Origin of the sequence: Confluentibacter lentus (assembly GCF_002806995.1) — a bacterium.
Lineage (GTDB): Bacteria > Bacteroidota > Bacteroidia > Flavobacteriales > Flavobacteriaceae > Confluentibacter > Confluentibacter lentus.
The window spans coordinates 724,381-749,918 of sequence record NZ_NIHE01000001.1 but is presented as its reverse complement, the minus strand read 5'-3'; the positions used below and the strand labels follow the sequence as shown (position 1 = coordinate 749,918).

Below are 25,538 nucleotides of genomic sequence, written 5' to 3'. Positions count from 1 at the left end.
TAATATGATGTTCTCTGAAAATAAAAAAGAAAGACAAATGGTAGAAAACACATCAAGTCAAAACATTATTTCGCTGGGCACAAAAATTGTGGGCGATTTTAATAGTGAAGGCGATTTTAGAATAGACGGCACCATTGAAGGTAATATAAAAACAACGGGAAAAGTTGTTGTTGGTAAATCTGGCGTTATTAAAGGAACGCTGCAAGGAACAGATGCTTATTTTGAAGGTAAATTTTCAGGTAAGTTAGCACTTTCTGGCACTTTAACACTAAAAGCATCTGCACATATAGAAGGTGAAGTTATTGCAGGTAAACTAGCTGTAGAGCCGGGAGCGGCCTTTAATGTAACTTGTATCATGAAAGGTACCGTGAAAGAAATGAATAAAAGTGACGATCAATCAAAAAGACCCGAAGCCCCAAAAGCAGTTTAATCCTTATATAAGGTTTACAACTGTTGCGTTTCAAATGGGTGCGACAATTTATTTAGGGAATTTATTAGGGAAATGGTTAGACTCAAAATATATTACAGATTTTTGGGAATCCATAATCACATTACTTTCAATTTTTATAGCTATTTATCAAGTAATTTCACAAGTTATAAAGGTTTCTAAAAAAGATGATTAAATATTTCTTCATTTACCTTCTGTCTTTTACTGTATTATACTTTTTTGCAATAGCCCTGCACGAGTGGATACTTTATATTAATGATATTCATATAAGATATCAATTAAATTATGTCTATTTATTTTTTGCTATAATATCTTTTTTAATCTGTGTTATTTTCAAAATCTTGACTTTTATTCCAAAAGCAAAAGAACAATTAGGATTTTTTTATATGCCAACTATTTTTTTAAAGATAATATTGTTTTTTTTTGTTTTTAATAATTCCATTGTGGGCTTACCAAATTTGACAAAATCGGAAAGCTTAAATCTATTGACCCCATTGTTTATTTTCTTGGGTTTAGAGGTGATTTTTTTATACCATCTTTTAAATAAAAAAACAGATGGAATAATCAAAAAAATATAATTACTATTTAATTTATTTAATTACTTTTGCACCGAATTTAAAAATGCATTTTTTTGATTATTTTAACAATGAAGGGAGTTCAACAAAGTTTTAAATTTTTAGCACTTTTAGTTTTAGTGTTATTCTCTGGTTCTATTTACGCAAATACCTCTAATGAAAATGAAGGTCAAGTAGATACAAAAAAAGAAGTAGAGGACTATATACTACACCATATACAAGATTCTCATGATTTCTCATTATTTTCTTATACAAATGATGAAGGAGAACGTAAACATGTTGGTTTTCCGCTTCCTATAGTTATATGGACATCTCAAGGGTTAGTATCATTCATATCTTCAGAATTTCATCATAACGACGACGGTCATGTTATTGTTGAAAAAAACGGACTTAAATTCGCTAAAATCCATGGTAAAATATATGAACTTGAGGCTAATGCGTCTTCTGTTAATTTTGATGAAGAACATCATGCTGTAAATGCTCATAAAGTTTTAGATTTTTCAATTACTAAAAGTGTTGTTGGTGTTTTGTTAGTGGGAATCTTAATGTTTTTCGCTTTTACATCTTTGGCAAAACAGTATAAAAAGAAAGCAATACCCACAGGTTTTGGTCGTGTTTTAGAGCCTTTAGTGCTCTATGTTAGAGATGAGATTGCAAGGCCAAATATTGGTGAGAAACACTATAGAAAATTTACAGGATACCTTTTAACAGTATTCTTTTTTATTTGGGTGCTGAATTTATTAGGCTTAACCCCCATGGGCTTTAATGTTACAGGTCAATTAGCAGTAACAGCATGTTTAGCTATTTTTACCCTTATTATATATACAGTTAGTGGAAATAAAGATTACTGGACACATATTTTATGGATGCCTGGTGTTCCAGTGCTTATCCGTCCGGTATTAGCAATAATCGAACTAGCTGGTGCATTACTTATCAAACCATTTTCATTATTGGTACGTTTATTCGCTAATATTTCAGCGGGACATATTGTTGTAATGAGTTTAATTGCTATTATGTTTACATTAAAGGAATCACTTGGTGTTGCAGGAGCAACAGGATTATCTTTAGTGTTATCATTTTTTATAACATTAATTGAGGTTTTGGTGGCATTCTTGCAAGCTTATATTTTTACAATGCTTTCCGCTTTGTTTATAGGTATGGCAGTAGCAGAACATGAGCATGATCATAACACAAGTGGTCACTAAGATGTTGATGCAGAAGATGTAAGAGGTGGTTTTTGTTTAATTTGAGTTTTTTAATTTAACTATAAATTTATTTATTATGTACAATTTAATTGGAGCAGGTTTAATCGTAATTGGAGCAGGAATTGGTCTTGGTCAAATTGGTGGAAAAGCAATGGAAGGTATTGCTCGTCAACCAGAAGCTACAGGTAAAATTCAAACGGCAATGATTATTATCGCAGCACTTTTAGAAGGTTTAGCATTTGGTGCTTTATTCTTAGGAAAATAAGCAGTAATCAAACTTTAAAAACATGAGCCTGCAACGGTTGGTTGCAGGTTGTGTTTTTCAAATTAAAAAAAAGAAAAATTTAAATACATTTAAGTATGGATAAGTTATTAAATGATTTTTCACCAGGATTATTCGTAGTCCAAACAATATTATTATTGCTATTAATATTATTATTGGTGAAATTTGCATGGAAACCTATTTTAAATTCTTTAAACGAAAGAGAAAGTGGGATTGCTGATGCATTAAAATCTGCAGAAAAAGCAAAATTAGAGATGCAAAATCTTCAAGCTGATAATCAAAAGCTATTGCAAGAGGCAAGAATGGAAAGAGAATCTATGCTTAAGGAAGCTAGAGACATCAAAGTGAAAATGATTGAAGATGCCAAAGGTGAAGCGCAAGATCAAGCTAATAAAATAATTGAGCAAGCTCAAGCTGCTATAGAAAGCGAGAAGAAAGCTGCGATTGCTGAGTTAAAAACCCAAGTGGCTAACTTATCGATTGAAATCGCAGAGAAAGTAACGCGTGAAGCATTATCTAGCAACGACAAGCAATTAAAATTGGTTGAGTCTTTGTTAGGTGAAACAAAATTTAATTAAGAATCATGGCAGGAGCAAGAGCAGCAATACGTTATGCTAAAGCAGTTTTAAGTTTAGCTTCAGATGAAAAAACAGCCGATGTTGTAAATACGGAGATGAAACTTATTGCTAATACTATTTCGCAAAGCAAAGATTTAAGCGAGGCGCTTAAAAGTCCTGTGGTAAGTTCGTCCATAAAAAAATCCATTTTGTTGGAGGTTTTTAAAGATTCCAATAAAATCACATTAAACCTCATAGATACTTTAATCAGTAACAACAGGATTGATATTCTAGGTGATGTTGCAGAAAAATACAATCAGTTGTTTGATAAATCCAAAGGTATTGAGCTAGCTACAGTTACTACGGCTGTTGCTTTATCAGACGATTTAAAAAAGAAAGTATTGGCAAAAGCCAAAGAGCTTACAGGTAAAGATATTGAAGTTGAAAACGTCATTGATGAAAGCATCATTGGTGGTTTCATTTTACGTATTGGTGATATTCAGTATAATGCCAGTATTACAAATCAACTAAGTAAATTAAAAAGAGAATTTATATTAAATTAAAATAATTCAGAATTCTGAATTCTGTATTCAAAATTAATAAAGATGGCAGAAGTAAAACCAGCTGAAATATCAGCAATCTTAAAAAAGCAACTATCAGGTTTTGAAGCAAGTGCTTCATTGGATGAAGTAGGAACTGTATTAACCGTAGGTGATGGTATTGTACGTGCTTACGGATTGGCTAATGCTCAATATGGAGAGTTAGTTGAATTTGAAGGCGGCTTAGAAGGTATTGTACTAAATCTTGAAGAAGATAACGTTGGTATTGTATTATTAGGACCTTCAGTAGGTATTAAAGAAGGATCTATTGTAAAACGTACTTCTCGTATTGCTTCTATTAAAGTTGGGGAAGGTATTGTTGGACGTGTTGTAGATACTTTAGGAAACCCAATTGATGGTAAAGGCCCTATTACTGGTCAAACTTACGAAATGCCTTTAGAGCGTAAAGCGCCTGGAGTTATTTTCCGTGAACCAGTAACAGAACCATTACAAACGGGGATTAAATCTATTGATGCGATGATTCCTGTTGGTCGTGGACAACGTGAGTTGGTTATTGGCGACCGTCAAACTGGTAAAACAGCGGTTTGTATTGATACCATCTTAAATCAAAAAGAATTTTATGATGCCGGAAATCCTGTATATTGTATATACGTTGCTGTTGGACAAAAAGCGTCAACAGTAGCAAACATAGCAAAAACATTAGAGGAAAAAGGAGCTTTAGCCTATACGACGATTGTTGCTGCTAATGCTTCAGATCCTGCAGCGATGCAAGTATATGCACCGTTTTCAGGAGCATCTATTGGAGAGTATTTTAGAGATTCCGGTCGTCCAGCTTTAATCATTTATGATGATTTATCAAAACAAGCTGTTGCTTACCGTGAGGTGTCTTTATTATTACGTCGTCCACCGGGACGTGAGGCATATCCTGGAGACGTTTTCTACTTACACTCCCGTTTATTGGAGCGTGCTGCAAAAATCATCAACAATGATGAGATTGCTAAGAATATGAACGACCTTCCAGAATCAATAAAATCTATTGTTAAAGGTGGCGGTTCGTTAACAGCATTACCAATTATTGAAACACAAGCAGGAGACGTGTCAGCATATATTCCAACAAACGTAATTTCGATTACAGATGGACAGATTTTCTTGGATGGTGATTTATTCAACTCGGGTGTACGTCCAGCAATCAACGTAGGTATTTCGGTATCTCGTGTGGGTGGTAACGCTCAGATTAAATCCATGAAAAAAGTAGCGGGGACTTTAAAATTAGACCAAGCACAATATCGTGAGTTAGAAGCTTTTGCTAAGTTTGGGTCAGATTTAGATGCTGTGACTTTAAATGTTATTGAAAAAGGTAAACGTAACGTGGAGATTTTGAAACAAGCTCAAAATGATCCGTTTAAAGTAGAAGATCAAATTGCTATTATTTATGCAGGTTCTAAAAACTTGTTAAGAGATGTGCCTGTTGAAAAAGTAAAAGAATTTGAACGCGATTATTTAGAATTCTTAAAAGCGAAACACAGTAATGTTTTAGCCGATTTAAAAGCAGGTAAATTAACAGACGAAGTTACAGATACATTAACAGTTGTAGCAAAAGATTTATCTAGTAAATATAGAAGCTAATTCTGAATTCAGAATTATGAGTTTTAAAAAAAAGCGGCAATGCCATAGTAGATAAAAGTTTTTATTTTGCTTGTGATATTGTTGTTTATGCTGAGGAACTCAAAGAAAAGCGTTTTTTTGAAATAGCAAATCAGCTGATAAAATCAGGCACCAGCATTGGTGCTAATGTTAGAGAATCTCAAAGAGGTGTAAGTACAAAAGATTTTAAAAATAAATTAGGAATTGCTCTTAAAGAAGCAGATGAGACATCATTTTGGTTGGACGTTATCGAAGAAACAAATATTTACAAAGTGCCACCAAAGCTTAGAGAGGATTGTGAAGTGCTAATTAAACTTTTAGTTTCAATTATTAAAAATTCATAATTCATAATTCATAATTCATAATTTGAACTATGGCAAATTTAAAAGAAATACGTAACAGAATAACATCAGTGTCTTCAACGATGCAGATTACCAGTGCCATGAAAATGGTATCGGCTGCAAAGTTAAAAAAGGCACAAGATGCTATTACGGCAATGCGTCCTTATGCAGATAAGTTAACCGAGCTTTTACAAAGCTTAAGTGCCACTTTAGATGCAGATTCTGGAAGTAAATTTTCAACCCAAAGAGAGGTAAAAAAGGTTTTAATTGTTTCTATTACTTCCAATAGAGGTTTAGCTGGTGCATTTAACTCAAATATTATTAAAGAGGTTAACAAGTTAACGTCTCAAACGTATGCTAATCAAGAGGTTTCTTATGTAGCCATTGGAAAAAAAGCGAATGATGCTTTTAAAAAAACCAATAAGGTTATTGCTAATAAAAGTGATGTTCTTGATGATTTAACTTTTGATAATGTTGCTAACATCGCTCAAATGTTAATGGATAAATTTGTTGCAGGCGAATTTGATAAAATTGAAATCGTTTACAATAAATTTAAAAATGCCGCTACCCAAATAGTCACCACAGAACAATTTTTACCAATTGTTCCTGTTGAAGGAAGTACAAATAATAACGCAGATTATATTTTTGAACCTTCAAAAGCAGAAATCGTTGAGCATTTAATTCCGAAGTCTTTAAAAACACAATTGTATAAAGGCGTTAGAGACTCATTCGCAAGCGAACATGGTGCGCGTATGACCGCCATGCACAAAGCAACAGATAATGCCACAGAATTAAGAAATCAATTGAAATTAACATATAACAAAGCACGTCAAGCAGCCATCACAAACGAAATTTTAGAAATTGTTGGTGGAGCGGAAGCTTTGAATAATTAAAAATTGTCATGCTGAACTTGATTCAGCATCTCACCAAAATATCAAGCCTCACTTAAAAAGTGAGGTTTTTTATGGCATTACTTTTGAAACAGGTGTCTTTAATTAATTCAATTTCAGATGAAAACACCTAGAAAGATAATTACTTTTCTTTTAATGCCGTTTATTATGGTTAGTTTTTACAATTGCTCAAGTGCAAAAATGCTTCAAAATGAGTCGCCGTTTGAAATAGGCGAAGCGTATTATCAAGAATCAAACACAGATATAAATGTATATATTCCTATAAAATCAAATCCAAACAATACCATTTTGGACAGTGTTTATTTTCAGGGTAAAAAAACAAAACTTGAATTAGAAAGTGCATCATTAGCTGTGGGTCGTTTTAAAACAGAGTCCACTCAAAAGCAAGATATTATTATGAGTAATAAACCCTATGCGGAATATGGTAATAAAATCCCAAAGCTTTCAGAAAAATCACCATTTGAATTGAAGGAAAATGAATGTGTTGTGAGTTATAAAGAAGAAAATAAATTCAAGTATTTCAAGATTAAAAATGTGATTCAAAAATAAACTCAAGCTTGTCTTTGAATATCAATTGCATCCAATAACTTATCTTTGTTTTTGAATTTTCTAAAAACGTATTTTTAGTAAAACAAATACCTAATACTTGAGCGGACTTAAAACTTTATTTAAGCAAACATTTATTTATGGGTTGGCTACGGTTCTTCCCAGAATGCTTAGCTTTTTATTGGTGCCTCTTTATACAACCAAAGGTGTATTGTCTTCTGTGGCAGAGTATGGTGAAATATCTGTTATTTTTTCCTATTTTGTGTTGTTTAATGTGGTTTTAGCCTATGGGATGGAAACGGCTTTCTTTAGATTTTTAAACAAAACTGAAGATAAAGATAGTGTTACAGGAACATCCACTATTTCTTTAATTGCTTCATCTTTTATATTTTTTATAGGGGCTCTTATTTTTCAAAATCAAATAGCCAATGCTATTAATATTGATGTTAAATATATCAATCTTGTTATTTGGATTTTACTTTTAGATGCCCTAGCAATCATTCCGTTTGCATGGTTCCGGGCCACGCAACGCCCCATGCGTTATGCTGTTTTTAAAATATTAAACGTTGTAATTAATATTTCTTTAAATCTATTTTTCTTGTTGAGTTTAAAAAAGCTGGCAGTAAATGGTTCTTTTTTTGAACTACTATATAAACCCAATTTTGAAATAAGTTATATCTTCATTGCCAATTTAATTGCGAGTGCCATTACATTACTTTTCATGTTTCCATTTTACTCGAAAATTAAATATATTTTTAATGCCGAATTATGGAAAAACATGATGCGTTATGCTTTTCCTGTATTAATTGCTGGTGTTGCCTTTTCCATAAATGAAACGTTTGATAGGATTTTATTAAAGGAATTATTGCCTCCAAATGTTGCCGATACAGATATAGGTATGTATTCAGCATGCTACAAGATTTCCTTGTTTATGACTCTTTTTGCTACAGCTTACAGATTGGGTATCGAGCCATTTTTTTTCAGCCATGCTAAAAGTGTTAATCCCCAGAAAAATTATGCTATTATTTTAGAGTTTTTTGTGGCTTTGGGGTCTATCATATTGCTTTTTGTAGTTGTTTTTGCAGATGTTTTAAAACCTATTATTGTTAGAAGCGAGGCTTATTGGGAAGCCATGTGGGTGGTGCCTATTATACTAATAGCTAATTTCTGCTTAGGTATATATCATAATCTATCGGTCTGGTACAAAATTACGGACAAAACAAAATTTGGCGCTTATATATCCATTATTGGTGCGATAGTGACATTAGTTATTAATTTTATGTTTATTAAAGACTATAGTTATAAAGCATCGGCTGTGGCAACATTGTTAGCTTATGCCGTTATGATGATTTTATCATATTATTATGGAAGAAAATATTATCCCATCCCTTATAATATCAAAAAAATGAGCATATATTTCTTTCTTTCTATAGGATTATCAGTCTTATCATTTTATGAATTTAGGGCTAATTATGTGATAGGGATTTCTATGTTAATTGTATTTTTGGGGATCATTGGAATTTCTGAAAAAAATCAAATAAAACAATTATTAAAACGATAAAATGCAGATTAAAATAATCAACAAATCCACTCACAATTTACCTAACTATGAAACCATAGCCTCTGCTGGAATGGATTTAAGAGCCAATATCACTGAACCCATTACGTTAAAACCTTTAGAAAGAACCATTGTAAAAACTGGTTTGTTTATCGAACTACCGATTGGTTTTGAAGCACAAGTACGCCCACGTAGCGGATTGGCAGTAAAAAAAGGTGTTACCGTTTTAAATGCGCCCGGGACGGTTGATGCCGATTATAGAGGTGAGATTGGTGTTATTTTAGTGAATATATCGAATGAGGATTTCATTATAGAAAATGGTGAACGGATCGCTCAATTAGTCATTGCAAAACACGAACGTGCAGAATGGATTGAAGTAAAAGAACTTTCAGAAACCTCACGAGGAGAAGGAGGTTTTGGGAGTACGGGAGTTAAGTGATTGACGATTTTTGATTTATAAAGAAAATAATTCGAATTCCGGGAAAACAAATAAACGAATCAACTTTAAAGTATGAAAATAATAGTACCAATGGCAGGCAGAGGGTCTCGTTTAAGACCCCACAGCATTACAGTTCCAAAACCATTAATTCCTGTTGCTGGACAGCCTATTGTACACAGATTGGTAAAGGATATTGCCAAAGTTTTAAAACAACCGATAGAAGAAGTGGCTTTTGTCCTTGGTGATCCTGCGTGGTTTGGTGACGACGTGGTTGAAAGTCTTAAAAAATTGGCAACCGATTTAGGTGCTAAAGCTTCCATTTACCGTCAAGATCAACCTTTGGGGACGGGTCATGCCATTATGTGTGCCAAGCCATCTTTATCGGGTCAAGCTGTTATAGCTTATGCGGACACACTTATTAGAGCGGAATTCGATTTAGATCCAGCCGCAGATAGTGTCATTTGGACTAAGCAAGTTGATAACCCAGAAGCTTATGGTGTGGTTAAATTAAATGAGAAACAGGAAATTGTTGAACTGGTTGAAAAATCTAAAACCTTTATTAGTGATCAAGCAGTTATAGGGATATATTATTTTAAAGACGTTGCCGTTTTAAAAGATAAATTACAAGAAGTTTTAGATGAAAACGTTATGAACGGTGGCGAATATCAAATTAATGATGGTATTAAGCGTATGATGGCTGATGGGAAGGTTTTTAAAACAGGAACAGTTGATGAGTGGATGGATTGTGGCAATAAAGCCATCACTTTAGAAACCAATACCAAAATGTTAGGCTTTTTAAAAGCGGATGGAGAAGAACAATTAATAGCAGCTTCGGTAAAACTTGATAATTCAAAAATAATTGAACCTTGTTTTATTGGTGAGCATGTTATTTTGAAAAATACCACCATCGGACCCAATGTGTCAATAGGAAACCATTGCGTGGTAGAAAACACAACTGTTAAAAATAGTTTAATTCAAAACCATACCGTTATAAAAAACGCTAATTTAGATAACGCCATGATAGGGAATTATGTAGAATTTAACGGTGATTTTAAAAGCATCAGCATTGGTGATTATTCGGTTTTGGAATAATATTTGTCATGTCGAACAAAGTGAGACATCACATAATTTATGAAGTATAAAAATTACATATTATTTTTATTATTTGGAATATTCATTTTTCCTCTGATGAATTATGCTCAAGTAGATTTTAATAATAAACCTACGGACGATTTGGGGGATGTTGAAGATCAATTCCAAGAATACTTTTTTGAAGCCATGAAACAAAAAAGTATTGAAAATTATGACCGCTCCGTTGAAGCCCTTTTAAAGTGTAAAGAATTAGATAAAAACGTACCTGTTATTTATTACGAATTAGGGAAAAATTATAATCAGCTTAAAAATTTTGGTTCCGCTGAAGACGCTTTAAAAGAAGCTGTTGAAAAAGAACCAAACAATGAGTGGTATTTAGATGCCCTTTATGAGTTTTACATTGAGCAAAATGATCTTGATAAAGCCATCAATACAGTAAAACAATTAGTAAAGTTTCACCCAGCAGACTATAAGGAAGATTTGGCCGGACTGTATTTTAAAACTAAAAAACTTGATGATGCTTTAAAAATTTTAGATGAACTTGATTTAGAATTTGGCATATCGGTTTCCAGAGATATTTTGCGTAATAGGATATATGAGGTTACTGGCAGAAAAGATGATCAAATAAAGAATTTAGAAGCTCGTATTGATAACAATCCAGATAAAGAATCCAATTATATCGCGCTTATTTTTAGGTATAGTGAGAATAACGACAAAGAAAAAGCCTATGAAACTGCAAAAGAGTTATTAAAAATAAACCCAAATTCTCAAGTAGTTCATTTAGCATTGTATAAGTTTTATTTAGATGACAATGATGCTGATAAAGCTATTCAGTCCATGAAAATCGTTGTAAATAGTAACGAAATAAGGCCAGAAGCTAAACTCAAAGTGCTTTCAGATTTTGTGAATTTTGTAAAAATGAATCCTGAATATGAGACAGATTTGGTAGAAGCCATGGCTTTGGTTGGAGGAAAAAATGATGAAAAATCACTTTTGGAATTAGGGCAATATTATTTAGCAAAAAACGACAAAGGCAACGCCTTAAAATATTTTGAAGAAGCATTAAAATTGGATGTGGATAATTTCAATACCATAAAGAATGTGTTATTACTTCATTTAGATTTAAAACAGTACAAAGAAGCAAGTGAAGAAAGCAATAAAGCCCTTGAAAAATTTCCATCCCAACCTATTTGCTATTTAGTAAACGGCGTTGCATTAAACGAATTAAACGAACCAAAAAAAGCTGCCGAGATGTTAGAATCTGGCTTAGATTGGGTTATCGACGATATTAAAATGGAAGCCGATTTTTATATGCAGTTAAGTAAGGCATACACCCTATTGAACAATGCAGAGAAGGCAAAATCGTTTAGTGATAAAGCCAAACAATTAGAAATTCAAAATTAACTCAGTATCCCTTTGAAAAAACATCCCCATATCTTAAGCGTTTTATTGTTCACCCTTATTTTTTTTGCAAGTTGTAAATCAACTAAAAGAATAGCTTCTGGAGAGGCTAATTTAGAGTTGTCGGCAAAGCAATTAATAAAAGAAAACGCCAAACAATCACCAGAGTTTAAAACCCTTCAAGCCAAGCTTAAAATCTCTTATGCTTCCGATGGTGATGAGCAAACACATTCGGTAATTTTTAGGTTAAAGAAGGATGAAGTTATTTGGATTAATTCAGCATTTTCAGTCGTTAGAGCCATGATAACGCCTGAAAAAGTGAGCTTTTATAATAAATTGGACAATACGTTTTTTGACGGTGATTATAAGTATTTAAGTGATTTATTGGGAACGGAACTGGATTTTGAAAAGGTTCAGAATTTATTACTTGGCGAAACCTTATTTAATTTAGATGATGCAGATTATAGTGTATCGGTTAATGATGACTTGTATGTGCTTCAACCAAAAAACCAACAACAGCTTTTTGAAATATTCTATATATTGAGCCCGCAGCATTTTAAAGTTAAGTCACAACAAATTTCCCAACCAAGTAATTCCAGACATTTACAAATAGATTATTTAACCTACCAAGAAGTCAATAAGCAAGCGTTTCCCGAAAATATTAAGATTATTGCCGTAGAAGCAAATAAAGAAATGATTGCAAGACTGGAGTTCAAATCAGTATCTTTGAACGAAGATTTAAATTTTCCTTTTAGTATTCCATCTGGTTTTGATGAAATTAAACTTAAATGAGACACAATAAAAACATATTAAAATTTCCCTCACTTTTAATATTTTTATTAACGGGTATTATTGCTTTTTCTCAAACCAACAAGCAAGCAGATCTAGAGGCTCGTCGACAAGAATTACGCTTGGAAATTCAGAAAATCAGCCAACTACAAGCTGAAAACAAAACCAAACAAAAATCACAATTATCACTCATTCAGGAATTCAACTATAAAATTAGCGTGATTAATAATTTGATAAAATTAACCAATCAGCAAGCTAATTTATTAACCCGAGATATTAATGACAATCAAAAAAGAATTACGGGCCTTCGCAAAGAATTAGAAAACTTGAAAAAAGATTATGCGGGGATGATTGTAAAATCGTATAAAAATAAAAATCAACAAAGTAGAATCATGTTTTTACTGTCTTCAGAAGATTTTAAGCAAGCCTACAAACGGTTACAATATATCAAGCAATATTCTAATCATCAAAAAGAACAAGGAGAAACTATTAAAGCAAAAACAATAGAACTGCAAGAGGTTAATAAGAATTTACAAAAACAGAAGAACGACAAGCAAAATCTTATTGCAGAAAATAGAGAACTCCAAAAATCTTTAGAAAAGGAACGCACACAGCATGAAAGTTTAATGAATTCCATTAAGAAGAATATCAATGTATATGCGTCTCAAATTAAGGAAAAGCAACGTGAAGCCGATAGAATTGATAGGGAAATAGAAAATATTATTAAAGCTGCCATAGCAAGTTCCAATAAAAAGGCAGGAAATAAGGCTACAACAGGCAGTTCTTCTAGTTTTGCCTTAACTGCGGAAGAAAAAGTACTAGCGGCAAGTTTTGTTTCCAATAAAGGAAAGCTACCTTGGCCTGTAGAAAAAGGCTACGTAACACTTGCTTATGGTACACAACCACATCCGTTGGATAAATCGTTAACCACTCAGAGTAACGGTGTACGAATTGCAACTGAGAAAGGATCAAAAGTTAGAGCTGTTTTTAATGGAGAAGTAAGTAGGATTGTTTTAATAAAAAATGCCAATCCTGTGATTATGATTCGTCATGGAAATTATATAACTGCATATAAAAACCTATCGAAAGTATATGTTAAAGAAGGCGATAAAGTTACTACCAAACAGGCCATAGGTGAGGTTTTTACAAATCCTATGGATGGTGAAACGGTATTGAGTTTTACTGTTTTTAAGGAAGCAAAGACTGAAAACCCAGCGTCTTGGATTTATAAAATGTGACAAAGTCATCCTGAACTTGTTCAGGATCTCATAAAATTCCTGCGAATCCAAATCGCAATCGGAAAGGTATCTAAATTTTTTAGCAATTATATAAACAAAGCCCTTAACTCAGTTGCATCACTAGGATTCATTTTCCCCGCTAATACAAGACTTAATTGTTTTCGACGTAAAGCAGCATCAAAACGTTGTTTTTCCAAAGTGGTTTCAGGTATAATTTCTGGAACTTCAACAGGTTTTCCAGTGTCATCAACAGCTACGAATGTATAAATCCCCTCATTAGCTTTCGATTTTTCTCCAGATTCCCGGTCTTCTATCCAAACATCAATATAAACTTCCATAGACGTTTTAAAAGCACGCGATACTTTGGCCTCAACAGTTACAACGGTACCCAAAGGAATGGGTTTAGAAAAGGCAACATGGTTAACCGAAGCAGTGACCACAATGCTTCTGCAATGGCGACTTGCCGAAATACTGGCGGCACGATCCATACGAGCCAGCAATTCGCCACCAAATAAACTATTTAGGGCGTTGGTTTCGCCAGGTAAAACGACATCGGTAAGGATGGTTTTAGACTGCTCGGGAGTTTTTGCTTGCATGATTGTAACTTTATTGAATGTAAAGGTACTGTGCTTTTAAATATTAAGGAAGTAAAAAACAATCTAACTTTTATAGGTCTAATTTTCTACTTTAACTATAAACATTTCTTCGTTATGCGGGGATTTTGTTTTTGAATTCATTGATTTTGTAGCAGATGCCAAATCATTGAATTTCTCACTATAGATATAATAGCAAAGATTCTCTCTATCGGAAAAGAAATTAATATTAGATTGCCCACTAGATTCCAAGGTTTTTATGAATTTGTTTCTTTCCGTAGTATCTTTATAAGTGTTATACACCAAATAAAAACCACTTTCCGTATTTTTTACATCTTTTAGAATTTGTATAATATTCGGGCTTTGTAAAAATTTAGAATCGTTTTTTGTGTTTTTTGAAATGCTGTTCTGCGTTGGGTTAATTACTACTGGTTCGGACGAACTATTTTGGATAGTTGTTTTGGCGGTCGAGTTTCTATTATTAAGAACATTCGTAGATGTTGTTTCATCTACTTTCAACCAAGCATCTTGGTTATGCGTTCTTTTAATGGCTCTTAATTCGTTTAACGCCTCTATTCTATCTTCATAACTGGCATAAACGACTTCATACAAACCATGTTTATTAACGCCTATTTTTCGGGCGTTAAAACCCAAAGCTTTTAGTTGTTCAACTTTTTTATCGCAATTTTCTTCAACTCTAAAAGCCCCCGCAATGATGTGGTAATTGCCAGATTGTTTGGTAACATTTATGGTAATGGCAGGGAGTGAATTTAAATTAAAAGTAGCTTCTTGGATTTTAGCATCTAATTGTTGTGCAGCTTCTTCTTGCGCTATTTGGTTATAAGCTTCAATTTGGTTAACATAATAATTTGAAGCAGCAAAACCACCAACGGTCAAGGCAATTAAGGCTACAGCAGCATATTTTAGATAGGGTCTAGATTTGCGTTTTTCTTGGGTAATGGTAATTGGAATAACTTTTTCTAGTTGTTCTACTTCAGTTTTGTAAACCTCCCTAGTAATGGCAGGAGATACAAATTGTGACAGCCCGAAAGCATCAGTTAAATAGTTTAGATGGTAGCAAGGTTCAAATTGAATTTTGCCTTCATTATTAAATTCTAAATCACCAATATTAGGAAAAGAAATGGTTTTTCCTTGCGACAAATTATCCTTTAAACCTTTTACACGGGTTTCTATTTTTTGAATGGCAATTTCAAAAGGAATTTTTTCTACATCGGCAATATAATGCGCTAACAGACCATCATTTTTTTGGATTTGCTCATTAAATGATACCGCCTTTTTTGGTGGATAAAACGTATTGTTAGAGTCGTCAATAGATGCGGTAACTCTGTGTGTTAAAAAAGCCCCAAACCCTGGAACAGTAACGCACTCATATCTATAAAGTAAATCGCTTATGTAGGTTTCTAATTGCATAAAACAAAGTTAAAAAATAATAGTTGTGGATAAAATTTAGATAGAAGTATTTATTAACAGTGTAAAAATTCCTTTACTTTAGCCTCTTATTCAAAATGTTACAATGACCGAAACCGAATTGCTTTACACCTTGGCGTTACAACACGTGCCAAATATTGGAGATATTATAGCCAAACGATTGATACAACATTGTGGTTCTGCCGAAGCTGTTTTAAAGGAAAAGAGGCAACATCTACTTAAAATCGATGGTATTGGCAGTATTATTTTAGGTGATTTGTTTGAAAGCCATCATTTAAAAGAAGCTGAAAAAGAGATGGAGTTTGTAAAGGAGAATAACATTACAGTTTCTTATTTTAAGGATGCGGACTATCCCGAAAAGCTAAAGCATTGTATCGATGGACCTATTTTATTATTTCAAGCAGGAACCATCAATTTAAAAAAACAACACATTATAAGTATTGTTGGCACTAGAAAAATCACGACTTATGGCATCGCTTTTTGTGAAGATTTAATTGAAAAATTAGCTATTTACAACCCTGTTATTGTTTCTGGGTTTGCCTATGGAACCGATATCACGGCTCATAAAGCAGCGATAAAACATCAATTGCAAACCATAGGTTGTTTAGCACACGGATTGAATCAAATTTACCCCAAAGTACATAAAAGGTATATGGCAGATATGGAGAAAAATGGGGGCTTTTTTACCGATTTTTGGAGCTGTGATGCCTTCGATAAGAACAATTTCTTAAAACGAAATAGAGTTATTGCAGGCTTGAGCGAAGCAACTATTGTTATAGAATCTGCCGAAAAGGGAGGAAGCTTGGTGACAGCCGATATTGCAAATTCCTATAACCGCGATGTGTTTGCAGTTCCCGGAAGAACGACCGATTCACAAAGCATAGGGTGTAATAATTTAATCAAACACCAAAAAGCGCATATGCTTACTACCCCATTTGATGTGCCTTATATTTTAAATTGGAAATTGGAAGAAGACACCAAACCATCTATACAAAAACAGTTGTTTGTAGAATTGGATGGCACCGAAAAAGTGATTTATAATTACCTAAAGGAAAAAGAAAAACAACTATTAGATGTTATCGCTATTGAATGCCAAATGCCAATTTTCAAAGCCGCGAGCGTGTTGTTAAATATGGAACTTAAAGGGGTAATACGTCCTTTACCTGGGAAATTGTTTGAGGTTATTTAATACCCAACCTTCTCCCTAACTCGTTTCAAAACATCATTAGCCACCAATTTCGCTTTTTCAGCACCAACTGCTAACGCCGCATCAATCTCGTTTAGGTTATTCATGTAATAGTTATAACGCTCACGAGGTATAGCAAATTTTTCAATAATGAGCTCAAATAAGGCTTGTTTGGCGTGTCCGTAGCCATAATTGCCGTTTTCGTAATTGGCTTTCATGGTGTCTATTTGAGCTTTGTTGGCCAACAAACTATAAATAGCAAAACAGTTGCAGGTTTTCCAGTCTTTTGGTTCTTCAAGTGGCGTGCTATCGGTTTCAATGGACATGATTTGTTTCCGTAGTTTTTTATCATCTAAAAAAATATTGATGGTATTATCTCTACTTTTACTCATCTTTTCACCATCGGTTCCAGGAATAAGCATGATATTTTCTTCCACTTTTCCTTCGGGCATTACAAAAACCTCACCCATTTTTGCATGAAAACGAGAAGCCACATCGCGTGTCATTTCAATATGTTGCAATTGGTCTTTTCCAACGGGAATAATATTGGCATCATATAATAAAATATCGGCAGCCATAAGCATCGGGTAGAAAAATAACCCGGAATTGACATCTTCCAATCTATCGGCTTTGTCTTTAAAACTATGGGCCAATGTCAAGCGTTGGTAAGGAAAAAAGCAACTTAAATGCCAAGATAATTCGGTTACTTGCGGAATATCACTTTGTCTGTAAAACACGGTTTTTTCAATATCCAAGCCAAATGCCAACCAAGTTGCCGCCACCGAATAGGTGTTTTGTCGTAGCGTTTTGGCATCCTTAATTTGTGTTAGTGTGTGCAAATTGGCAATAAACAAAAAAGAATCATTTTTTGGGTTGTTAGCCATGTCTATTGCTGGAATAATAGCGCCTAAAATGTTTCCTAAATGTGGTGTGCCCGTACTTTGTATGCCTGTAAGTATTCTTGCCATTCTTTTATTCCCATGAAAATGGGAATCTCATTAAAGTTAATCTCAATTTTTCTTTGTGAAGCAAAGGTAATTGTTTTAGTAAAATAGCTCAATACAATTATGTATTTTTGATTTCTATGATGGTATTTAAATACATTTTCTGGATTTTATATCGTATTTGGTTTTACATACTTGTAGCACTTCCTATATTTATTGCGTTTCCGATACTTTTAATTTCAATTTTAAAAGAATCATGGTATCCATTCTTTTTTAAATTGGCTCGCATTTGGGCAAAGATTATTTTAATTGGGATGGGTTTTAGATGGAACATTGAAAAAGAACAAACACCTGAAAAACATAAAAGCTATATGTTTATTGCCAACCACACGTCTATGACGGACGTCATGCTCATGTTGGTGGCGATAAAAAACCCATTTGTTTTTGTAGGAAAAAAAGAACTTGCCAACATTCCTTTATTTGGGTTTTTCTATAAACGTACCTGTATTTTGGTTGATAGAACCTCTGAAAAAAGTAGAAAAGCCGTTTTTTTAAGAGCCCAACGGCGTTTACAATCGGGGCTGAGTATTTGTATTTTCCCTGAAGGCGGCGTGCCAGAAGAACATATAGAATTAGATGAATTTAAAGATGGTGCTTTTAGATTAGCCATAAACCATCATATACCCATAGTTCCAATAACGTTTGCCGATAATAAAAAGCGGTTTTCTTATACTTTTTTTAGCGGAAGCCCGGGCAGAATGCGTGTAAAAATTCACAAATTTTTACCAACGGAATCCTTAAATGTTTCTGATACTAAAGCCCTAAATAATGAGGCTAGAAACATTATTTTAAATCAATTAATGGCTTTTAAAAAATAAAAACTGCCTCAGGGGAGAGGCAGTTTTTTTCGATATTGTTCTCAATTGGGAGTAGAAAACAATATCCAGATCTAACCAAAAACCTAAAACTTAAATCCGAATCCGGTATAAACCCCAATAAAATAAGGTTTAAAATCACCAGAAGTATTATTAAATGTGTTGATTTGGTATTTAAACATTGGCTCTAAATTCAAATTGATTTTTTTGGAAACCTTATAGTCCAATCCAAATCCAAAATTAGCACTGTAACTCGTTTTATTAATATTGCTCGCTTCTCCAATAAGTGTTTTACTACCCTCAAAATCTGAATACAATTCATTACCATTTAAAAAGAAAGAACTAAAACCGCCAATAACATTGATTCCTAATTTTTTGTCGGAAAGTAAATATTTAATTTCTAAAGGAATTTCAATAAAACTTAATGACTGATTGATGGAGGTGTTAACACCTGTTGATGTTGCAAATGATTGCGAACTTTTATCGGCAAAATTTTGAGTGCTTAAAACAGAAATGTCATTGGCAGTATTATTCAATTCAGGCTTAACATTTTGTAAAACACTTATGCTTGAACGACCACCAAGCGATTGAAACGCAATCACATCATTGGTGTTGTAGCCTAAATTTACTTTATTAATCCCAGAGCGAACACTTATTTTTTTATTTATGGCATAACTGGCGGTAACGCCATAACTCATATTGGTTTCAGAACTTTTAGAATTGTTGTTAAACTGCGGATCTATGGAAGAGCCTTTGCCCATACTATTGAAAAAAACAGGCGCAGCGTTTGGGGCAACACTCCACCTATTTAAATCCTCTTTTTCTTCTTCATTATTGTTTTTTGCTATTTCTATGGCTTCTTCAATAGTGAGCTTGTTTTGTTCTTCACTAAGAGTTTTTGTTTCGTCTTTTTGATTTGTTTTAACATCAGCAATATTCAATTCTTTATTAGTTTTATTGGTGTTAAACAGATTATCAACTTTGGTTTTATCTAATTCAGCTTTATTGGTTTCAGAGGATTTATTTGCTTTTTCTTCTGAAGTATTAGCTATTTGAATTTCACTTTCGGTATTATTTTTCGTTTTAGGCAAGTTATTATTAGCTGAGTTTGTAACAGATTCATTTGTATCATTACCTTTAACTTTCACTTCATTTTTAGACGCATTTTTTGCAACGGATGATACATTTGAAGAATTTAATACATTTTGATTTCTATTTATTCCATTATTATTAGAAGACTTATTTGAATCCGTTTCGACAGTATTATTAGTAATGGTTTCTGTGTTTTTTATGGTGTTTGTATCGGACGGATTATTATAATCTCCAGTTGTATTTATACTATCATCTGTTTTATTCAAATGGGTATTGTCATCGGTGTCCGTTACTTGATGTTGGTTTTCATCAGTAGATAAGTTATTATTAAAATAACCATTTCCAAGAGTTAACAATAACAGCAATAAGGCGGCTACGCCAGCATAACGCCACCAAATAGGAACCACTCTGCGTTTCTTTTTTTCTTTTAATTGGGCTTCAATACGTTCCCAAACAGCATCGTCAGGCGTTACTTCAAAATCCTTGAATTTTTCCTGAAACAATCTGTCTATATGTTTTTTATCACTCATTTATAATGACTGTAAATGTTGTTGTGTTCTGTAATTTTCAATGGTTTGCTTCAAGATCTGTCTAGCCCTAGCCAGGTTGGATTTTGAAGTTCCTACGGTAATATCTAGCATCTCCGAAATATCTTTATGCGAATATCCGTCTAGCACATATAAGTTAAAGACCAATCGATACCTATCTGGCAATTCTTGAATAATTTGCAATAGGTATTTCAAGGAAATATCGTCATCATCCATGTCAATCTCCACATCTTCACTTATGTCATCGTTTACTATATTTAAAACTTTTTCGCTTCTGTATCGCTGCAAAGCAGTATTTATAACAATCCGTTTTATCCAACCTTCAAAAGAACCTGCATTTTTATATTGTTTAATTTTATTAAAAATGGTCAAAAACGCATCTTGCAGATTATCTTCCGCTTCGGCATAGTTGCGCGAATACTTCAAGCATATTGGAAACAATTTACTCGCATAGAGTTTATATAGGTCTCCTTGTGCTTTGGTATCATTAATTTTACAATTTTCTATGAGTTGATTTAAACTCAAATTAAACACGAATTAATTAACGCTTATTTTTATTTTAGTTTGTTACAGGAACTTCAATAATTAAATATTGATTCTCACCGTTATCATCTTCTCCCTGCCAAAATTTAAAAACATAACTGCCGTTGCTTGTCGGGGTAAAATTAAAAGTGGCCTCTACCAATTCATTTTCAAGTTCTTCGCAATCATCTTTTATAAATTTATAATTGATTACCGCAACCGTGCGGATGTTGTTGTCTTTTGCATAATAAAACTCTCTAAACAAATGGCACGTAGAGGGCCTTAAATAAGTTACTGTAATAGGATATGTTTGCCCCATAGAAAATGAGTCTGGAATATCAACACTTTCTATTGATAAAATTTCATCTCTGAAATTTTGGGAGTCCTCATCTAAACTACAAGATCCCATTAAAATTAGTATAAAACTAAGAATTAAAATTTTTTTCATAACAAATAAAAGATTTGGAATTTATAATAGCTTTTCTTGCTAGATGCATAAATAACTAAAAGGTTGCGTTATGAAATAAAAAATCCCGAGAAGTATCGGGATTTAAAATAGAACTCATCTTGACTTTTTTGATTGAAGCGAAAAATAGAGATTTTTTTTCGAGATTTTAGCTTTTTAGCACTTCATAGCAGCGCTACGGAGTAAAAAAAAGGTAAAATATGGGGTAAAAAGATCATTTTGCAGCCAATTGAAAAAAGTCAAGGTGAGTTCATAATTTAATCTTCTGTTGAAGAGGCTGCCTTAGCTATTTTTCTAACCTTGGCTTCAAGTTCGTCCATAAGTTCTGGATTGTCTTTTATAAGTGCTTTAACCGCATCTCTTCCTTGCCCTAATTTAGTGTCTTCATAACTAAACCATGAACCACTTTTTTTAATGATTTCATTGTCTACGGCAATATCCAGGATTTCGCCCACTTTACTGATGCCTTCACCATACATAATATCAAATTCGGCCGTTTTAAAAGGAGGGGCTACTTTATTTTTCACCACTTTTACCCTGGTTTTATTACCGGTAACATTTCCGTCAGTTTCTTTTATTTGCGTGGAACGACGAATATCCAACCTAACCGAAGCATAAAATTTTAAAGCGTTACCACCCGTTGTGGTTTCTGGATTTCCGAACATCACACCAATTTTTTCACGCAATTGGTTAATAAAAATAACGGTACAATTTGTTTTGCTGATGGAACCTGTTAACTTTCTTAATGCTTGCGACATTAAACGGGCATGTAATCCCATTTTAGAATCGCCCATTTCGCCTTCAATTTCACTTTTTGGGGTTAATGCAGCAACCGAATCTATCACCACAATATCAATGGCTCCAGAACGTATTAAATTATCGGTAATTTCTAATGCTTGTTCCCCGTTATCTGGTTGGGAAATAATCAGGTTATCTATATCAACACCTAGTTTTTCCGCATAAGACCTATCAAAAGCATGTTCTGCATCAATAAAGGCTGCAATGCCACCAGCTTTTTGGGCTTCTGCAATAGCGTGCAACGTCAGTGTTGTTTTACCTGATGATTCTGGGCCATATATTTCAATAACACGACCTCTAGGATAACCACCAACACCTAAGGCAATGTCCAAACCTAATGAGCCAGAAGATATCGCATCAACTTCTACAACCGCTTGGTCGCTCATTTTCATCACGGTGCCTTTTCCGTAAGCTTTATCTAATTTATCTAATGTAAGTTTAAGTGCTTTTAATTTTGCTTCTTTTTCGCTGCTCATTTTTAATTTTGTTTTCTAAGTAATTGATGCTAAAATAATATAAGTTTTTTCATCTTACAATTTTATAACGCAACCTTTATGAACATTTTGCATCTAGTATTTAAAGTGGGGAAATTTTTGCTATGAAATGAGCCATAATTAAATCTAATTAACATTTTAGGTTTACATTTTTACTTTGGTTTTTAGTAGAAATTTGTAAACCGTTGACAATTATCTTGTCAAAAATAGCTTTGTGAAAAAGGAACATATCGAAAATTGGTTAGTTAGTTTGTGAAGCACTTTGTTAAAGCAAAGTGCTTTTTTTATGTCATAAATTTTGGTCTGCCTTTAAAAATTGTACTTTTGTGCTTTGAAATATTTTTTTAACCTTAAAACATTCGTATAGCATGCAACTGTACAATAAATTAAGCGCTAAAGAAAGAGCTGAATTAATCGATAAAACAGGGAAAAATCGATTGACTCTTTCTTTTTACCAATACGCCAAAATAGGCAATCCACAACTTTTTAGGGATCATTTATTCATTACTTGGAACGCACTCGATGTTCTGGGTAGAATTTACGTCGCCCACGAAGGTATTAATGGACAGTTGTCACTTCCTGCCGATAGATTCCACGAGTTTAAAGCACATTTGGATACCATTGAATTTCTTAAAGATATCCGTTTGAACATTGCTGTTGAACAAGACAATAAATCCTTTTTAAAACTTAAAGTGAAGGTTCGGGATAAGATTGTTGCCGATGGACTAAACGACGACACCTTCGATGTTACCAATAAAGGCATTCATGTAAATGCTGAAACATTCAATGAACTTATTGAAGATGAAAAAACCATTTTGGTGGATATGCGTAATCATTATGAAAGTGAAATTGGCCATTTTAAAAATGCCATCACACCTGATGTTGATACGTTTAGGGAATCGTTGGATATTATTGAAGCCGATTTAAAAGACCATAAAGAAGACAAAAACTTAGTAATGTATTGCACGGGAGGTATCCGTTGCGAAAAAGCGAGTGCTTATTTTAAACATAAAGGATTTAAAAACGTCTATCAATTGGAAGGTGGTATTATAGAATATGCCCGACAAGTAAAAGACCAAAATCTTGAAAATAAATATTTAGGACAAAATTTTGTGTTTGATGACCGTAGGGCAGAGCGTATCAGTGATGATGTGATTGCCCATTGCCACCAATGCGGGGATCCGTTTGATGTGCATACCAACTGCGCCAACGAAGCATGCCATTTACTATTTATCCAATGTCCGAAGTGTAAGGAAGAAATGGAAAACTGTTGTTCTACTACATGTATGGAAATAAACAGGTTGCCTTACGAAGCTCAAAAAGAATTACGTAAAGGACAAGGCAATAGCAACGACATCTTTAAAAAAGGACGCACAGACCATCTGCCTTATAAAAAAGATTTACGGAATATTTTCGATCATTTTAAAGCCAATAAAGCTTAATTCTATCATGCAAAAAATTGAATTGATGGCACCTGCAGGAAATTTTGAATCCTTGCAAGCCGCTTTAGATAATGGTGCCGATTCTGTTTATTTTGGCGTGGAGCAACTCAATATGCGAGCTAGGGCATCTATTAATTTCACTTTAGATGATTTGATAGAAATTTCAACACGTTGCAAGGCAAAAAATGTTAGAACGTATTTAACCTTAAATACCATCATTTACGATCACGATTTATCCATTGTAAAAACCTTGGTCAACAAAGCTAAAGAAACTGGAATTACAGCTGTTATTGCTATGGACCAAGCGGTTATTATAGCGGCTCGCGAGATTGGTATGGAAGTACATATTTCCACACAAATAAATATCACCAATATAGAAACGGTTAAGTTTTATGCTTTGTTTGCAGATACCATGGTTTTAAGTAGGGAGCTGAGTTTACGGCAAGTAAAAAAAATAACAGAAGGCATTGAAAAAGAACAAATAAAAGGACCATCGGGTAAACTTATAGAAATTGAAATTTTTGGACATGGCGCATTGTGTATGGCGGTTTCAGGCAAATGTTATATGAGTTTACACGCATATAATTCTTCAGCAAATAGAGGTGCTTGCAAACAAAATTGCCGAAAAAAATATACCGTTATTGAACAGGAAACCGGTTTTGAAATGGAAATTGATAATGAGTATATCATGTCTCCAAAAGATTTATGTACCATTGATATTTTAGACCAAGTTGCTGATGCAGGTATCAAGGTTTTAAAAATTGAAGGTCGTGGTAGAGCTCCAGAATATGTTGCCAAAGTGATTAAGTGCTATCGTGAAGCCATTGATAGTTTAGAAAATAAAACCTACAAAAAAGAACAGGTGATTACCTGGATGCAAGAACTCGAGAAAGTGTATAATCGTGGTTTTTGGAATGGGTATTATTTAGGTCAGAAATTAGGCGAATGGAGCAATGGTTCTGGGTCGCATGCTACTCAAAAGAAAGTGTATATTGGCAAAGGAACCCACTTTTTTCCAAAACCTCAAATAGGTGAATTTAAAATTGAAGCGTTCGATATTTCCATAGGCGATACTATTTTAATAACTGGCGAAACAACCGGAGCTAAAGAACTACAAGTGAACGAGATGATGGTGAACGATAAAAAACTAAGTAAAGGTACTAAAGGCGATTTAGTCACAATTCCATTGGGATTCAGAATAAGGCCATCCGACAAATTGTATAAAATTGTTGAAAATAAAGTAGAAGCCTAATGGTTGTTATCACATTGCAGCGAAATAAATGCATTGGATGTAATTACTGTGTGGAATTGGCACCTAAACAATTTCAAATGTCAAAAAAAGACGGGAAATCGGTCTTACTTCATGCCATTGATAAAAAAGGATTTTTCACTTTAAAATCTAATGACGAACATATTTTAGAGGATTGCCATAACGCATCAAAAGCATGTCCCGTAAAAATAATAAGCGTAAAATCTGTTTGACAAAGATGTAATACATTTCTATGTATATTTACAAAAAGCGAGGATACTTTTTTTGTTATT

At 33.5% G+C, this 25,538-nt stretch carries 29 protein-coding genes; 22 read left to right on the top strand and 7 right to left on the bottom strand.

Features of this window, described 5'->3' with window-relative positions:
- The first annotated feature begins 7 nt into the window (after positions 1-7).
- The 17 genes from CDH50_RS03355 to CDH50_RS03275 all read left to right on the top strand — a co-directional run bounded on the left by CDH50_RS03355 (position 8) and on the right by CDH50_RS03275 (position 13,587).
- On the top strand, positions 8-430 hold the full coding sequence (locus CDH50_RS03355; protein ID WP_100610601.1) for a bactofilin family protein: 423 nt from the start codon (positions 8-10) through the stop codon (positions 428-430).
- Complete coding sequence (locus CDH50_RS03350; protein WP_262496089.1) at positions 387-623, top strand: AtpZ/AtpI family protein; 237 nt, start codon at positions 387-389, stop codon at positions 621-623. The genes CDH50_RS03355 and CDH50_RS03350 overlap by 44 nt, the downstream gene beginning before the upstream one ends.
- Positions 616-1,026 (top strand): DUF6168 family protein, encoded by a 411-nt coding sequence (locus CDH50_RS15400; protein WP_394337005.1) that lies wholly within the window; start codon positions 616-618, stop codon positions 1,024-1,026. Before CDH50_RS03350 ends, CDH50_RS15400 begins: the two co-directional genes overlap by 8 nt.
- 68 nt (positions 1,027-1,094) lie before the next feature.
- Entirely contained in the window at positions 1,095-2,228 is a 1,134-nt protein-coding gene (atpB, locus tag CDH50_RS03340) for a F0F1 ATP synthase subunit A (protein WP_100610449.1), read from the top strand.
- A gap of 76 nt (positions 2,229-2,304) precedes the next feature.
- Complete coding sequence (atpE, locus tag CDH50_RS03335; RefSeq protein ID WP_013993139.1) at positions 2,305-2,493, top strand: ATP synthase F0 subunit C; 189 nt, start codon at positions 2,305-2,307, stop codon at positions 2,491-2,493.
- 95 nt (positions 2,494-2,588) lie between these two features.
- Positions 2,589-3,089: a F0F1 ATP synthase subunit B gene (locus CDH50_RS03330; RefSeq protein WP_100610448.1), complete on the top strand. Its 501-nt coding sequence runs from the start codon at positions 2,589-2,591 to the stop codon at positions 3,087-3,089.
- Between the two features lie 5 nt (positions 3,090-3,094).
- Positions 3,095-3,631, top strand: coding sequence for an ATP synthase F1 subunit delta (gene atpH, locus CDH50_RS03325; protein WP_100610447.1), 537 nt, complete (start codon positions 3,095-3,097; stop codon positions 3,629-3,631).
- Between the two features lie 42 nt (positions 3,632-3,673).
- A complete protein-coding gene (atpA, locus tag CDH50_RS03320) occupies positions 3,674-5,254 on the top strand; it encodes a F0F1 ATP synthase subunit alpha (protein ID WP_100610446.1) in 1,581 nt (526 codons plus the stop codon).
- Between the two features lie 44 nt (positions 5,255-5,298).
- A complete protein-coding gene (locus tag CDH50_RS03315) occupies positions 5,299-5,616 on the top strand; it encodes a four helix bundle protein (protein ID WP_100610445.1) in 318 nt (105 codons plus the stop codon).
- Positions 5,617-5,645: 29 nt separating this feature from the next.
- Positions 5,646-6,506 carry an ATP synthase F1 subunit gamma gene (gene atpG, locus CDH50_RS03310; RefSeq protein ID WP_100610444.1) on the top strand — a complete coding sequence of 287 codons (861 nt, stop codon included), beginning with the start codon at positions 5,646-5,648 and terminating at the stop codon, positions 6,504-6,506.
- Between the two features lie 117 nt (positions 6,507-6,623).
- Positions 6,624-7,073, top strand: a complete 450-nt coding sequence (locus CDH50_RS03305) for a hypothetical protein (RefSeq protein WP_100610443.1) — start codon at positions 6,624-6,626, stop codon at positions 7,071-7,073.
- A 97-nt stretch (positions 7,074-7,170) separates the two neighbouring features.
- Positions 7,171-8,631, top strand: coding sequence for an oligosaccharide flippase family protein (locus tag CDH50_RS03300; RefSeq protein ID WP_100610442.1), 1,461 nt, complete (start codon positions 7,171-7,173; stop codon positions 8,629-8,631).
- A 1-nt stretch (position 8,632) separates the two neighbouring features.
- On the top strand, positions 8,633-9,067 hold the full coding sequence (gene dut, locus CDH50_RS03295; RefSeq protein ID WP_100610441.1) for a dUTP diphosphatase: 435 nt from the start codon (positions 8,633-8,635) through the stop codon (positions 9,065-9,067).
- Between the two features lie 72 nt (positions 9,068-9,139).
- Complete coding sequence (locus CDH50_RS03290; RefSeq protein ID WP_100610440.1) at positions 9,140-10,159, top strand: sugar phosphate nucleotidyltransferase; 1,020 nt, start codon at positions 9,140-9,142, stop codon at positions 10,157-10,159.
- A 96-nt stretch (positions 10,160-10,255) separates the two neighbouring features.
- Positions 10,256-11,563 carry a tetratricopeptide repeat protein gene (locus CDH50_RS03285; protein ID WP_232731946.1) on the top strand — a complete coding sequence of 436 codons (1,308 nt, stop codon included), beginning with the start codon at positions 10,256-10,258 and terminating at the stop codon, positions 11,561-11,563.
- Between the two features lie 12 nt (positions 11,564-11,575).
- On the top strand, positions 11,576-12,352 hold the full coding sequence (locus CDH50_RS03280) for a DUF4292 domain-containing protein (RefSeq protein WP_232731945.1): 777 nt from the start codon (positions 11,576-11,578) through the stop codon (positions 12,350-12,352).
- Positions 12,349-13,587 (top strand): murein hydrolase activator EnvC family protein, encoded by a 1,239-nt coding sequence (locus tag CDH50_RS03275; protein WP_100610438.1) that lies wholly within the window; start codon positions 12,349-12,351, stop codon positions 13,585-13,587. The genes CDH50_RS03280 and CDH50_RS03275 overlap by 4 nt, the downstream gene beginning before the upstream one ends.
- A gap of 86 nt (positions 13,588-13,673) precedes the next feature.
- Here the strand turns inward: CDH50_RS03275 and CDH50_RS03270 are convergent, their stop codons facing one another.
- Both CDH50_RS03270 and CDH50_RS03265 read right to left on the bottom strand, forming a co-directional pair.
- Complete coding sequence (locus CDH50_RS03270) at positions 13,674-14,183, bottom strand: acyl-CoA thioesterase (protein ID WP_100610437.1); 510 nt, start codon at positions 14,181-14,183, stop codon at positions 13,674-13,676.
- A gap of 78 nt (positions 14,184-14,261) precedes the next feature.
- The gene (locus CDH50_RS03265) at positions 14,262-15,611 is read right to left on the bottom strand and encodes an HU domain-containing protein (RefSeq protein ID WP_100610436.1); all 1,350 of its coding nucleotides are present in this window, start codon (positions 15,609-15,611) and stop codon (positions 14,262-14,264) included.
- Between the two features lie 103 nt (positions 15,612-15,714).
- Here CDH50_RS03265 and dprA point away from each other — a divergent pair, with 103 nt between their 5' ends.
- Positions 15,715-16,818, top strand: coding sequence for a DNA-processing protein DprA (gene dprA, locus CDH50_RS03260; RefSeq protein WP_100610435.1), 1,104 nt, complete (start codon positions 15,715-15,717; stop codon positions 16,816-16,818).
- Here the strand turns inward: dprA and trpS are convergent.
- Positions 16,815-17,783: a tryptophan--tRNA ligase gene (gene trpS / locus CDH50_RS03255; protein WP_100610434.1), complete on the bottom strand. Its 969-nt coding sequence runs from the start codon at positions 17,781-17,783 to the stop codon at positions 16,815-16,817. The two genes, dprA and trpS, sit on opposite strands and share 4 nt — an antisense overlap.
- 116 nt (positions 17,784-17,899) lie before the next feature.
- Here trpS and CDH50_RS03250 point away from each other — a divergent pair, with 116 nt between their 5' ends.
- Positions 17,900-18,637, top strand: coding sequence for a lysophospholipid acyltransferase family protein (locus tag CDH50_RS03250; RefSeq protein ID WP_100610433.1), 738 nt, complete (start codon positions 17,900-17,902; stop codon positions 18,635-18,637).
- Positions 18,638-18,720: 83 nt separating this feature from the next.
- On the opposite strand, the gene CDH50_RS03245 is transcribed toward CDH50_RS03250, so the two are convergent.
- The 4 genes from CDH50_RS03245 to recA all read right to left on the bottom strand — a co-directional run bounded on the left by CDH50_RS03245 (position 18,721) and on the right by recA (position 22,536).
- A complete protein-coding gene (locus CDH50_RS03245; protein WP_100610432.1) occupies positions 18,721-20,256 on the bottom strand; it encodes a hypothetical protein in 1,536 nt (511 codons plus the stop codon).
- Positions 20,257-20,799, bottom strand: coding sequence for an RNA polymerase sigma factor (locus CDH50_RS03240; RefSeq protein ID WP_100610431.1), 543 nt, complete (start codon positions 20,797-20,799; stop codon positions 20,257-20,259). It abuts the gene before it with no gap.
- A 34-nt stretch (positions 20,800-20,833) separates the two neighbouring features.
- Positions 20,834-21,205 (bottom strand): hypothetical protein, encoded by a 372-nt coding sequence (locus CDH50_RS03235; protein WP_232731944.1) that lies wholly within the window; start codon positions 21,203-21,205, stop codon positions 20,834-20,836.
- A gap of 314 nt (positions 21,206-21,519) precedes the next feature.
- Positions 21,520-22,536, bottom strand: a complete 1,017-nt coding sequence (recA, locus tag CDH50_RS03230) for a recombinase RecA (RefSeq protein WP_100610429.1) — start codon at positions 22,534-22,536, stop codon at positions 21,520-21,522.
- 386 nt (positions 22,537-22,922) lie between these two features.
- On the opposite strand from recA, the gene trhO reads away from it, so the two are divergent.
- From trhO to CDH50_RS03215, 3 genes are read left to right on the top strand one after another with little or no spacing between them, the layout of a single operon-like run.
- Positions 22,923-23,996, top strand: a complete 1,074-nt coding sequence (gene trhO / locus CDH50_RS03225) for an oxygen-dependent tRNA uridine(34) hydroxylase TrhO (protein ID WP_100610428.1) — start codon at positions 22,923-22,925, stop codon at positions 23,994-23,996.
- 7 nt (positions 23,997-24,003) lie between these two features.
- Positions 24,004-25,248, top strand: a complete 1,245-nt coding sequence (locus tag CDH50_RS03220) for a peptidase U32 family protein (protein WP_100610427.1) — start codon at positions 24,004-24,006, stop codon at positions 25,246-25,248.
- Positions 25,248-25,478 (top strand): ferredoxin, encoded by a 231-nt coding sequence (locus CDH50_RS03215; protein ID WP_100610426.1) that lies wholly within the window; start codon positions 25,248-25,250, stop codon positions 25,476-25,478. The genes CDH50_RS03220 and CDH50_RS03215 overlap by 1 nt, the downstream gene beginning before the upstream one ends.
- Positions 25,479-25,538: the final 60 nt, after the last annotated feature.

Bases quoted from the DNA above. Each gene is read 5' to 3' on its own strand.
- CDH50_RS03290 (WP_100610440.1), top strand. From the start codon at position 9,140: ATGAAAATAATAGTACCAATGGCAGGCAGAGGGTCTCGTTTAAGACCC.
- CDH50_RS15400 (WP_394337005.1), top strand. From the start codon at position 616: ATGATTAAATATTTCTTCATTTACCTTCTGTCTTTTACTGTATTATAC.
- atpA (WP_100610446.1), top strand. From the start codon at position 3,674: ATGGCAGAAGTAAAACCAGCTGAAATATCAGCAATCTTAAAAAAGCAA.
- CDH50_RS03355 (WP_100610601.1), top strand. From the start codon at position 8: ATGTTCTCTGAAAATAAAAAAGAAAGACAAATGGTAGAAAACACATCA.
- atpG (WP_100610444.1), top strand. From the start codon at position 5,646: ATGGCAAATTTAAAAGAAATACGTAACAGAATAACATCAGTGTCTTCA.
- CDH50_RS03265 (WP_100610436.1), bottom strand. From the start codon at position 15,611: ATGCAATTAGAAACCTACATAAGCGATTTACTTTATAGATATGAGTGC.
- dprA (WP_100610435.1), top strand. From the start codon at position 15,715: ATGACCGAAACCGAATTGCTTTACACCTTGGCGTTACAACACGTGCCA.
- atpB (WP_100610449.1), top strand. From the start codon at position 1,095: ATGAAGGGAGTTCAACAAAGTTTTAAATTTTTAGCACTTTTAGTTTTA.
- CDH50_RS03330 (WP_100610448.1), top strand. From the start codon at position 2,589: ATGGATAAGTTATTAAATGATTTTTCACCAGGATTATTCGTAGTCCAA.
- atpE (WP_013993139.1), top strand. From the start codon at position 2,305: ATGTACAATTTAATTGGAGCAGGTTTAATCGTAATTGGAGCAGGAATT.
- CDH50_RS03275 (WP_100610438.1), top strand. From the start codon at position 12,349: ATGAGACACAATAAAAACATATTAAAATTTCCCTCACTTTTAATATTT.
- CDH50_RS03215 (WP_100610426.1), top strand. From the start codon at position 25,248: ATGGTTGTTATCACATTGCAGCGAAATAAATGCATTGGATGTAATTAC.
- CDH50_RS03245 (WP_100610432.1), bottom strand. From the start codon at position 20,256: ATGAGTGATAAAAAACATATAGACAGATTGTTTCAGGAAAAATTCAAG.
- CDH50_RS03235 (WP_232731944.1), bottom strand. From the start codon at position 21,205: ATGGGATCTTGTAGTTTAGATGAGGACTCCCAAAATTTCAGAGATGAA.
- CDH50_RS03220 (WP_100610427.1), top strand. From the start codon at position 24,004: ATGCAAAAAATTGAATTGATGGCACCTGCAGGAAATTTTGAATCCTTG.
- CDH50_RS03270 (WP_100610437.1), bottom strand. From the start codon at position 14,183: ATGCAAGCAAAAACTCCCGAGCAGTCTAAAACCATCCTTACCGATGTC.
- dut (WP_100610441.1), top strand. From the start codon at position 8,633: ATGCAGATTAAAATAATCAACAAATCCACTCACAATTTACCTAACTAT.
- trhO (WP_100610428.1), top strand. From the start codon at position 22,923: ATGCAACTGTACAATAAATTAAGCGCTAAAGAAAGAGCTGAATTAATC.
- recA (WP_100610429.1), bottom strand. From the start codon at position 22,536: ATGAGCAGCGAAAAAGAAGCAAAATTAAAAGCACTTAAACTTACATTA.
- CDH50_RS03305 (WP_100610443.1), top strand. From the start codon at position 6,624: ATGAAAACACCTAGAAAGATAATTACTTTTCTTTTAATGCCGTTTATT.
- atpH (WP_100610447.1), top strand. From the start codon at position 3,095: ATGGCAGGAGCAAGAGCAGCAATACGTTATGCTAAAGCAGTTTTAAGT.
- CDH50_RS03250 (WP_100610433.1), top strand. From the start codon at position 17,900: ATGATGGTATTTAAATACATTTTCTGGATTTTATATCGTATTTGGTTT.
- CDH50_RS03285 (WP_232731946.1), top strand. From the start codon at position 10,256: ATGAATTATGCTCAAGTAGATTTTAATAATAAACCTACGGACGATTTG.
- trpS (WP_100610434.1), bottom strand. From the start codon at position 17,783: ATGGCAAGAATACTTACAGGCATACAAAGTACGGGCACACCACATTTA.